At 73.8% G+C, this 9,198-nt stretch carries 9 protein-coding genes and 1 riboswitch; of the genes, 6 read left to right on the forward strand and 3 right to left on the reverse strand.

Features of this window, described 5'->3' with window-relative positions; genetic code table 11:
- Window positions 1–7: 7 nt before the first annotated feature.
- Window positions 8–1,288, reverse strand: a complete 1,281-nt coding sequence (thiO, locus tag ACFXKG_RS25470) for a glycine oxidase ThiO (protein ID WP_384843403.1) — start codon at window positions 1,286–1,288, stop codon at window positions 8–10.
- Window positions 1,286–1,399, reverse strand: a riboswitch (TPP riboswitch). (Overlaps the previous gene by 3 nt.)
- A gap of 49 nt (window positions 1,400–1,448) precedes the next feature.
- Here thiO and ACFXKG_RS25475 point away from each other — a divergent pair.
- From ACFXKG_RS25475 to ACFXKG_RS25500, 6 genes are all read left to right on the forward strand, one after another.
- The gene (locus ACFXKG_RS25475; protein ID WP_384843406.1) at window positions 1,449–1,853 is read left to right on the forward strand and encodes a hypothetical protein; all 405 of its coding nucleotides are present in this window, start codon (window positions 1,449–1,451) and stop codon (window positions 1,851–1,853) included.
- Between the two features lie 98 nt (window positions 1,854–1,951).
- Window positions 1,952–3,115 (forward strand): NAD(P)/FAD-dependent oxidoreductase, encoded by a 1,164-nt coding sequence (locus ACFXKG_RS25480; protein ID WP_384843586.1) that lies wholly within the window; start codon window positions 1,952–1,954, stop codon window positions 3,113–3,115.
- 100 nt (window positions 3,116–3,215) lie between these two features.
- Window positions 3,216–3,581 carry an Rv2175c family DNA-binding protein gene (locus tag ACFXKG_RS25485; protein WP_365806634.1) on the forward strand — a complete coding sequence of 122 codons (366 nt, stop codon included), beginning with the start codon at window positions 3,216–3,218 and terminating at the stop codon, window positions 3,579–3,581.
- 140 nt (window positions 3,582–3,721) lie between these two features.
- On the forward strand, window positions 3,722–4,372 hold the full coding sequence (thiE, locus tag ACFXKG_RS25490) for a thiamine phosphate synthase (RefSeq protein ID WP_384843409.1): 651 nt from the start codon (window positions 3,722–3,724) through the stop codon (window positions 4,370–4,372).
- A 194-nt stretch (window positions 4,373–4,566) separates the two neighbouring features.
- The gene (metF, locus tag ACFXKG_RS25495; RefSeq protein ID WP_384843412.1) at window positions 4,567–5,484 is read left to right on the forward strand and encodes a methylenetetrahydrofolate reductase [NAD(P)H]; all 918 of its coding nucleotides are present in this window, start codon (window positions 4,567–4,569) and stop codon (window positions 5,482–5,484) included.
- A 12-nt stretch (window positions 5,485–5,496) separates the two neighbouring features.
- A complete protein-coding gene (locus ACFXKG_RS25500) occupies window positions 5,497–6,528 on the forward strand; it encodes a hypothetical protein (RefSeq protein WP_384843415.1) in 1,032 nt (343 codons plus the stop codon).
- A gap of 19 nt (window positions 6,529–6,547) precedes the next feature.
- On the opposite strand, the gene ACFXKG_RS25505 is transcribed toward ACFXKG_RS25500, so the two are convergent.
- Entirely contained in the window at window positions 6,548–8,110 is a 1,563-nt protein-coding gene (locus ACFXKG_RS25505) for a phytoene desaturase family protein (RefSeq protein WP_384843418.1), read from the reverse strand.
- 10 nt (window positions 8,111–8,120) lie between these two features.
- Window positions 8,121–8,711 carry a DUF4126 domain-containing protein gene (locus ACFXKG_RS25510; protein ID WP_384843421.1) on the reverse strand — a complete coding sequence of 197 codons (591 nt, stop codon included), beginning with the start codon at window positions 8,709–8,711 and terminating at the stop codon, window positions 8,121–8,123.
- Between the last annotated feature and the right edge of the window lie 487 nt (window positions 8,712–9,198).

The raw sequence follows: 9,198 nt of genomic DNA on the forward strand, positions 1-9,198 counted from the left end.
GCGGTGTTCATACGGACTGCTCCACAGGGGCGGACGCGGGCGCGCCGGACGCGGCCGCGGTGGCGGGAGAGGCGGCGGGTGTGGTGACAGGCGTGGTGGATGGGCCGGACGCGCCGGGGGAGAAGCGCAGCGGGGTGAAGGGCGCGGCCTCGGGCGGGAGTTCACCCGTCGTCAGGACGGTGGCCATGACATCGCCGGTGACCGGCGTCAGCAGGACCCCGTTGCGGTAGTGGCCGGTGGCCAGCGACAGACCCGGCAGCACGGTCGGCCCGAGCAGCGGCGCGTTGTCCGGCGAGCCGGGGCGCAGCCCGGCGCGGGTCTCGGTGAGCGGCAGCTCGGTGATGCCGGGCACCAGCTCGTGCGCGTCGCGCAGCAGCTCGTACACGCCGCCCGCCGTGACCGTCGTGTCCCAGCCCAGTTCCTCACTGGTCGCGCCGACGACCAGCTCGCCGTTCTCGCGCGGCACCAGATAGACCTGGCCGCCCCGCACCACGGCCCGTACCGTCCGGGACAGGAAGGGCCCGTGGCGGCGCGGCATCGTCAGGCGCAGGACCTGCCCCTTGACGGGCCGTACGGGCGGCACCGCCTCCGGGGGCACGCCCGCCAGCCTGCCGCTGAGGCTGCCGCCCGCCAGCACCACCCGGTCCGCGGCGAGCGCGCCGCCGTCGGCGAGGACGGCGCCCGCGGCCCGGTCCCGTACGACGGTGAGCTCCCGGGCCCAGGCGCGGTGGAAGACCACCCCGGCCCGCTCGCAGGCCGTGAGGAGCGCCGCCGCGAGCCGGCGCGGGTCGATCTGGTGGTCGCCGTCGACCCGCAGGCCCCCGCGTACTCCCGGCGCGAGCATCGGCTCCAGGCGCCGGCACTCGCGCCCCGTCAGCCACTCGGAGGCCAGCCCCGAGCGCCGCTGCAGCGCGTGCAGTTCGCGGAGTTGCGCACGGTCGTCGGAGTCCAGGGCCACCGCGAGCGTGCCGCAGGCCCGGTACCCGGTGTCCCGGCCGCTCGCCTCCTCCAGCTCCGCGAGGAACGCCGGATACCGCCCGGCGGAGGCGAGATTGAGCCCGAGCAGGGTCTGCTCGCCGTGGTGCAGCTCGGTGACGGCGGCGAGCATGCCCGCCGCGACCCCCGCCGCGCCGCCGCCCGGGTCCGGGTCGGCGACGGCGGTACGCAGCCCGCGGCGGGCCGCGCGCCAGGCCGTGACCAGACCGATGATCCCGCCGCCGACGACCAGGACGTCGTACCCCGTGGGGGATGTCGGTGCCCGGGACGATGACCGTGTGGATGCGTGCATGGGCGTCCAGCCCCTCCCTTCGCCGGCATGACCCGGATCAGGTTCGTACGGTCGGAGGCCGCTCCAGCCTCCCTCTCAGCCCGGTGCGTCCGGACTCCCGCGAGGTAGTGTCGACGGCCAGACTAACGCGCCGTCCATCAGGTCGTAAGGGAGCGTCACCATGGCCCGCTCGTTGGACGGGCTCGTCCTCTCACCCGTCGCCGACCAGGCCCCGGGCCAGGTAGGGACCCGTACCCGCTTCGTCTACCACGAGGAGGACGGCCACATCTGGGCCTCCTACGAAGGCGGCGACGTGGTCCGCGGCCACCTCGTGGGAACGCGTACCGGCGACCGTCTCGACTTCCGCTACGTCCAGTTGAGGCACGGCGGCGAGACGTCCTCGGGGCACTGCGTCTCCACCGTCGTCGACCTCCCCGACGGCCGGGTCCGGCTGGAGGAGAGCTGGGAGTGGGAGTCCCGGGAAGGCAGTGGGACGAGCGTCGTGGAGGAGCTGCCCGCCGGCGCTCCGGTGGCTGTCCGATCACCGCCGCCCTACCTGTCCGCGACCTCTAAGGTGACCGGGTGAGCGAACAGCGGCAGGCACACGGACATGACGGGCACGAGGGGTGGGACCCGCGCGACGGGCGGCCGGACGAGCCCGGGGTGGTCGTCGTCGGCGCGGGCATGGCGGGGGTGCGGACCGCCGTCGCCCTGCGCGAGAAGGGGTACGGCGGCCGGATCACCCTGATCGGCGCGGAACCCCATCCGCCCTACGACCGGCCCCCGCTCTCCAAGGCGATCCTGCTCGGCACGGCCGAAGGTTCCGCCTTCGACGTCGACTTCGGGGCCCTCTCCGTCGACCTCAGGCTCGGCCTGGAAGCCACCGGGCTGCGCCCGTCCGACCGGGAGCTGGACACCACCGCCGGGCCCGTCCCGTACGACGTGCTGGTCATCGCCACCGGCGCCGAACCCGCCGTACTGCCCGGCACGGAGGGCGTGCCCGGGGTCCACCCGCTGCGCACGCTCGACGACGCCGTGCGGCTGCGCCCCGTACTGGAGCGGCGGCGGGAGGTCGTCGTCGTGGGCGCGGGCTGGATCGGCGCGGAGTTCACCACCGCCGCCCGCGAGGCCGGGTGCGTGGTGACCGTCGTGGAGGCGGCCGACCGGCCCCTCGCGGGCGCCCTGCCCGCCGAGGTCGCCGCCCCCATGACCGACTGGTACGCGGAGAGCGGCGCCGAACTGCTGACCGGCACCGGTGTGGCCGCCGTCGAGCCCGGCACGGTGATCCTCGCGGACGGCCGCCGGCTCGCCGCCGACGCGGTGGTCGTGGGCATCGGCGCACGGCCCGCGACGGCCTGGCTCGCGGGCTCCGGCATCGCGCTCGGCGCGGACGGCTCGATCACCGCGGACGAACGGCTGCGCACCTCGCTGCCGGACGTGTACGCGGTCGGTGACTGCGCCTCCTTCCCGTCCGCACGCTACGGCGAACGGCTCCTCGTCCACCACTGGGACAACGCGCTCCAGGGGCCCCTCACGGTCGCCGTGCAGGCCGTCGGGGAGACCGACCCGGTCTACGATCCGGTGCCGTACTTCTGGTCGGAGCAGTTCGGCCGGTTCGTCCAGTACGCGGGCCACCACGGGGCGGCCGACACCCTGGTACGGCGCGGCGACCCCGCGGGGGCGTCCTGGTCGGTGGTCTGGCTGCGCGACGGCGTCCTGGTGGCCCTGCTGGCCGTGGGGCGCCCCCGCGACCTGGCCCAGGGCCGCAAGCTGATCGAGGCGGGCGCGCGCCTCGACCGGGAGCTGGCGGCCGACCCGGCGGTACCGCTGCGCAAGGCGGTCCGCTGAGCCGTCCGGCGGGCGGTCCGGGTCCGTTGTGCCCTGGTTTCCACCCCGTCCGGGGTGGCTCGGGGTGCCCGGTGTCGGTCCGGGATGGCACGCTTGTCCTGTGACCGAGATTGACGCAAAGATCGATGCTCTCGTCCCCGCCTGGCTTCACCTGCCCGATATCGCCGAAATGCTCGGTGTCGAGGTGACGCGCGTGCGGCAGTTGGTGAAGGAAGGCCAGCTCATCGCCGTGCGCCGGGGCGAGAACAGGACGCTCCAGGTTCCCGCCGCCTTCATCGACGGCACCAAGGTCGTCAAGGGGCTCGCCGGCACCCTGACGCTCCTGAGGGACGACCACTTCACCGACGAAGAGATGCTTGAGTGGCTCTTCACCCCCGACCCCAGCCTGCCCGGCACCCCCGCGCAGGCGCTCAGCGAGAATCGCGGTACGGAGGTGAAGCGCCGGGCTCAGGCGCTCGCCGTCTGACGGCCTCGTCATCCGGGGACGGGCGGCGCCCGCCGCCGCCCGTCCAGGAAGTCACGTAGTTCCACACAGAGCTCCACACACAGCTCCGCGAGCGGTTCCGGACGCAGGTGCGGACGCGGATCCAACGGGGGGACCTTCCCATGCCCACGCCCCACGAGGCACTGTCCGACGCCCGGCTCTACCTGTGCGTGGACGCCCGCAAGCGGCAGGGAGACCTCCCCGAGTTCCTCGACGCCGTGCTGTCGTCCGGTGTGGACATCGTCCAGCTCCGCGACAAGGGCATGGAGGCGGCCGAGGAACTGGACCACCTCCGGGTCTTCGCGGACGCCTGCCGCCGCCACGGCAGGCTGCTCGCCGTGAACGACCGCGCCGACGTCGCGCACGCCATCGGTTCCGACGTGCTCCACCTCGGCCAGGGCGACCTGCCCGTCCCGGCGGCGCGGGCGATCCTCGGCGCCGACCCGCTGATCGGCCGCTCCACCCACGCGCGCACCGAGGTGGACGCGGCGCTCGCCGAGCCCGGCGTGGACTACTTCTGTACGGGCCCCTGCTGGCCCACCCCCACCAAGCCGGGCCGGCACGCCCCGGGCCTCGACCTGGTGCGGTACGCGGCGGCGAGCGGCACGGACCGCCCGTGGTTCGCGATCGGCGGGATCGACGCGGGCAATCTGGACCAGGTGCTGGACGCCGGGGCCCGCCGTGTCGTCGTCGTACGGGCGATCACGGAGGCCGACGACCCGGCGGCGGCGACGGCTGCCCTGGCCGGACGGATACGGGCGCGCGCCGCCTGACCGGCTGCGGGACGGTGTTCCGCCCGGGCCGCCCGGCCGGTGGCGGGACCGTGTTCCGGCCGTGCCGCCCGGCCGGTGGCGAGGCCTGTCGCAGGTGTCCGGCTCATGTCCGAGGAGTGGACACTTGCCGGGCAATACCGCTGAAAGCCTCCCGCGCGGTTGGGTCGTCGCCACGCCCTGGATAACCTGCACATATGGCCCTCGGTACAGCTTCGACCAGATCGGATCACGCGCGCACGGTGCGTGATCTGCTCGCGACCGGTAAAACCTCGTACTCCTTCGAGTTCTGGGCACCCAAGACCGAGAAGGGCGAGCGCAACCTCTGGAACGCGCTGCGCAGGGTCGAGGCGGTCGCCCCGAGCTTCGTCTCGGTGACCTACGGGGCCGGCGGCTCCACCCGGGACGGCACGGTCAGGGCCACGGAGCGGATCGCCGCCGACACCACCCTCACCCCCGTCGCGCATCTCACGGCCGTCGGCCAGTCCGTCGCCGAGCTGCGCAACATGATCGGGCAGTACGCCGACGCCGGGATACGCAACATCCTCGCCGTACGGGGCGACCCGCCCGGCGACCCGATGGGGGAGTGGATCGAGCACCCCGAGGGCGTGCGGTACGCGGCCGACCTGGTCAGGCTCATCAAGGAGTCCGGGGACTTCTGCGTCGGCGTGGCCGCCTTCCCCGAGATGCATCCGCGCTCGGCCGACCGGGACACCGACATCCAGCACTTCGTCGCCAAGTGCCGGGCGGGCGCCGACTACGCGATCACCCAGATGTTCTTCGAGCCCGAGGGTTATCTGCGGCTGCGCGACCGGGTCGAGGCCGCGGGTTGCGCGACCCCGATCATTCCGGAGATCATGCCGGTCACCAGTGTGAAGATGCTGGAGCGATTGCCCCAGCTCTCCACCGCGGTCTTCCCGGCGGAGCTGAAAGAGCGGATCCTCTCGGTGAAGGACGATCCGGCCGCTGTACGCTCGATCGGCATCGAGTTCGCGACGGAGTTCTGCGCCGGACTGCTGTCCGAGGGCGTACCTGGCCTGCACTTCATCACACTCAACAATTCCACGGCGACGCTCGAAATCTACGAGAATCTCGGACTGCACGAGCAGTCGTGACTAGGGGCGGGCATGGGCTGGACGGTCCTCTACATCGCATTCGGCATCGTTGCCCTGTGGCTGCTGGGCGAGGTGCTGCTCCAGTACAAGGCGCGGCTGCGCTGGCGGCTGCTCGCCTTCACCGGGTTCATGGGCGTGGTGCTCGGTGTGCTGATCCCGAACATCTTCGTCATCGTGCTCGGCACGATCGCCTTCGCGGTCGGCCAGACGTATGTGACGCTCTCCTTCCGCAGCGGCTTCTCGACGGGGTGGGCGATCGCCGGCCGGCCGACCGTCAGCAAGCGGCGCAAGGCCGCCAAGGAGGAGGCCGCCGACCGCGAACCCGCGCTTGAGGTCTCGGACCTGGAGTACGAGCCGGCCGCCGCCCAGGACCCGCTCCCGGCCCGTCCGGCCGCCGATGCCGCGTCCGTGTACACCACGGAGCCGATGCCCGACGAGACCGGGCAGTACGGCGTCTACGACGACGCCCTCCAGGACCCCCGCTCGGCCTCCCGGGCGAACGCGGACGCGGCCACGGGCACGGCGGACGCGGGGGGTTACGGCGGCGGGTACGACCCGTACTCCGGCTACGGGACCCAGCAGGCCGGCCAGGACGCCTACGCGGCACACGACCCCTACGCCACGCACGACGGCTACGCGAACCAGGACGCGTACGCGGGGCAGGGCGGCTACGCGGCGCAGAACACCTACGCCGCGGACCAGGACGCCTACAACCAGCAGACCCAGCAGTACGGTTACGGGACCGGCGAGCAGCAGTACGCCGCCTACTCCGACCCGTACGGCGGTGGCGGCGCGGTCAACGGCGGCCAGCAGTACGACACGTACGACAGCTTCGGCGCCCGGCAGCAGTACGCGGCGCCGTACGGCGAACACGACCAGCACCAGCAGCAGTACGCCAGCGACACCCCGCCCGGCGGGGTATGGGTCCCGCAGCAGCGCGAGCGGCAGGACGACCCGTTCCCCCCGGCGCCGGGCGAGAAGCCCCAGCAGGGGTACGACGGGGGCTCGGGCTCCGGCTACACCAACGATCAGTACCGCTACTGACCACCCGCGTACCGCACGCTCACTGCGAGCCCCGGAACTCCGGTCCCTCGACGATCAGTCCGGCGACCAGCGCCCCGGACATGCCCGCGTGCGCGAGCCCGCCGCCCGGGTGCGCCCAGCCGCCCGCGCGGTGGAGACCCGGCAGCCGGGTGGTGTTCGCGGGGTGCAGCAGCCGCCCCTCCGCCCCGGCCAGCGCGGGCGGGGGGACCGAGCCGCCCTCGGCCCCCGTCCGCGCCGCGGTGTCGGCGGGCGTCCGTGTCTCGTGCCACAGCAGCCGCTCCGGCAGCCCGGGCACGGCAGCCTCCGCCGCCGACATCAGAACCTCCGCGTACCGCGCGCGCAGCGCCGCGTCCGACCAGTCGACCGGGCCGTGCGGAGCGACGGTCGCGGTGAGCGTGACGGCCTCGTGCCCGCCGTCGGGGCGCGTCGCCGGGTCGTCGGGCCGCAGCACCGTGACCGTCGGCCGCTCCGCGGGGTGCCCGCCGAAGACGGCGGCGGCCTCGGCCCCGCCGTCGGGGGAGTGCACCACCGTCCGGTGCGCGGCGTCCCCGTCCCGGCCGCCGCGCAGCGCCAGCAGCACCGTGAACCGCCCGGGCACCGACCCGTCGTCCCGCTCCGCCACGGCCGCTTCACCTGCGGCACCGGCGGCACCGGTGTCGCCACGGCCGCCGGAGTCGCCCCCGGTGCCGGATCCGCCCGGGTGCGCCGCCACGAGCCGGCCGGGCGCGACCCCCGCCACCACCGCGTCGGCCTCGACGAGAGTGCCGTCCGCCAACTCCACGCCGGCCGCGGCGCCGTCCTTCTCGACGATCCGGGTCACCTCGGCGCCGAAGACGAACTCGACCCTGCGGGCCAGGCACCGTTCGTACACCGCCCGGGCCAACTCCCGCATGCCGCCCCGCACATACCAGCTGCCGAAGGTCTGCTCCAGATACGGCAGCACCGCGGCGCTCGCCGGGGCGTGCCGCGGATCGAGTCCGTACGACAGCGCGCAGCCGTCCAGCAGCGCCGCCAGCCGTGCGTCGCCCAGCTCCCAGGCGCCGATCTCGGCGACCGTGCCGGCCCGCTGAGGGGAGCGCAGCAGCCGCCGCCGCGGCACCGCCGGATACGGGTCGCGCCCGAGCACCCGCGGGTCGCGCCACAGCGGCTCCTCCAGCAGCGGCCGGCGCGAGCGGTCCCAGGCGTCCCTGGCCCGGCCGAGGAACTCCGCCCAGCGCTCACCTGAACCCGTGCCCAGCGCCGCGTCCAGCGCCGCGACGGCGCCCGCACGCGATGCGTTGGGCAGCCGTACGTCCGTACCGTCGGCGAAGAGATGGCGGCTCGCCGGATCCACCTGAACGAGCTCCACGCTCCGCTCCAGGGACTCCTTGCCGGTCTTCACGAACAGATCGCGGTAGACCGCGGGAAGGTGCAGCAGCCCGGGACCGGTGTCGAAGACGAACCCGTCCCGCTCGAACCGCTCCACCGCGCCGCCGTAGGTCGCCGAACGCTCGTACACCGTCACCCGGTGGCCCGCCACGGCCAGCCGGGCGGCCGCGGCCATGGCGCCCATCCCGGCCCCGATCATCACCATCCGTCCCATGCGCACGAGCCTATCCACCGTCACTGACAACCCGGCGCCGCGTCCTGCGCCGCAGGAACCGGCGGATCCTGGTGGCCAGGAAGAACACCGTCGCGACCCCCGCCACCAGCAGGATCCCCGCGATGACCGCGGCGGCCACCGGGTGGAACAGCGCGAGGACGACGATCCCGGCGACGCCCAGGTCCTCCGCCGTGCTCATCAGGACGTTGCTCACCGGCTCGGGGGACGTGTTGATCGCCATCCGGGTCCCGGCCTTGACGAGATGGCTCACCAGCGCCGTCGAGCCGCCCACGGCGCCCGCCGCCAACTCCGGCAGCGAGCCGCTCTCCCCGGCGAGCAGCGCGCCGACCACCGCGCCCGCGAGCGGTCGGACGACCGTGTGGACGGAGTCCCACACGGTGTCGACGTACGGGATCTTGTCCGCCACCGCCTCACAGAGGAAGAGCGCCCCCACGACGATCAGCACGTCGGTGCGCTGGAGCGCGGCGGGCACCTCGTCGGTCAGCCCGGTGACGCCGGACAGGCCCAACAGGAGCACCACCGCGTAGGCGTTGACGCCGCTGGCCCAGCCGCTCGTGAAGATCAGGGGAAGTACGGACACGGACGCGATCGTAGCCGCGCGGGCAGGGAGTGGGCAGGAGTACCGAGTTCTGAGTACCAGTACCTAGTGGGTGAGTTGAGTAGATGCGCGGATGGGCCGCGACCTGCGCGAACGGAAGAGTGGAGCCCACGGAAGGGGCGCGGCACCGGTACCGCCGACACGGGGCGGCGGAACAGGCGCGGCTCCCCGGACGTGACGGGGGTGCGGTACGGAGGGCCCGGCGACCACGGGGGATCCACGGAGGATCGGTGGAGGGCGGGCCCTCCGGCACCACGGGGGAAGGGGTGGGCACCAAGGGGGATGCGTCCAAGGGGAGACGCGAAGCAGGGGGGAGTCAGGGGGAAGCGGGGGGGAAGCGGGGGAAGCACGGGGGACGGGGCGGGGGACGGGGGAGCAGAGGAGGGGAACGGGGGAACGCGTCGGGGGGGGGGGGGGCAACTGGGATCAAACCCCCCCCCCCCCCCCCAAAAAAAGTTAAAGCCCCCAC

The sequence above is a fragment of the Streptomyces sp. NPDC059255 genome (assembly GCF_042752355.1).
In the GTDB taxonomy this organism is placed as follows: Bacteria; Actinomycetota; Actinomycetes; order Streptomycetales; family Streptomycetaceae; genus Streptomyces.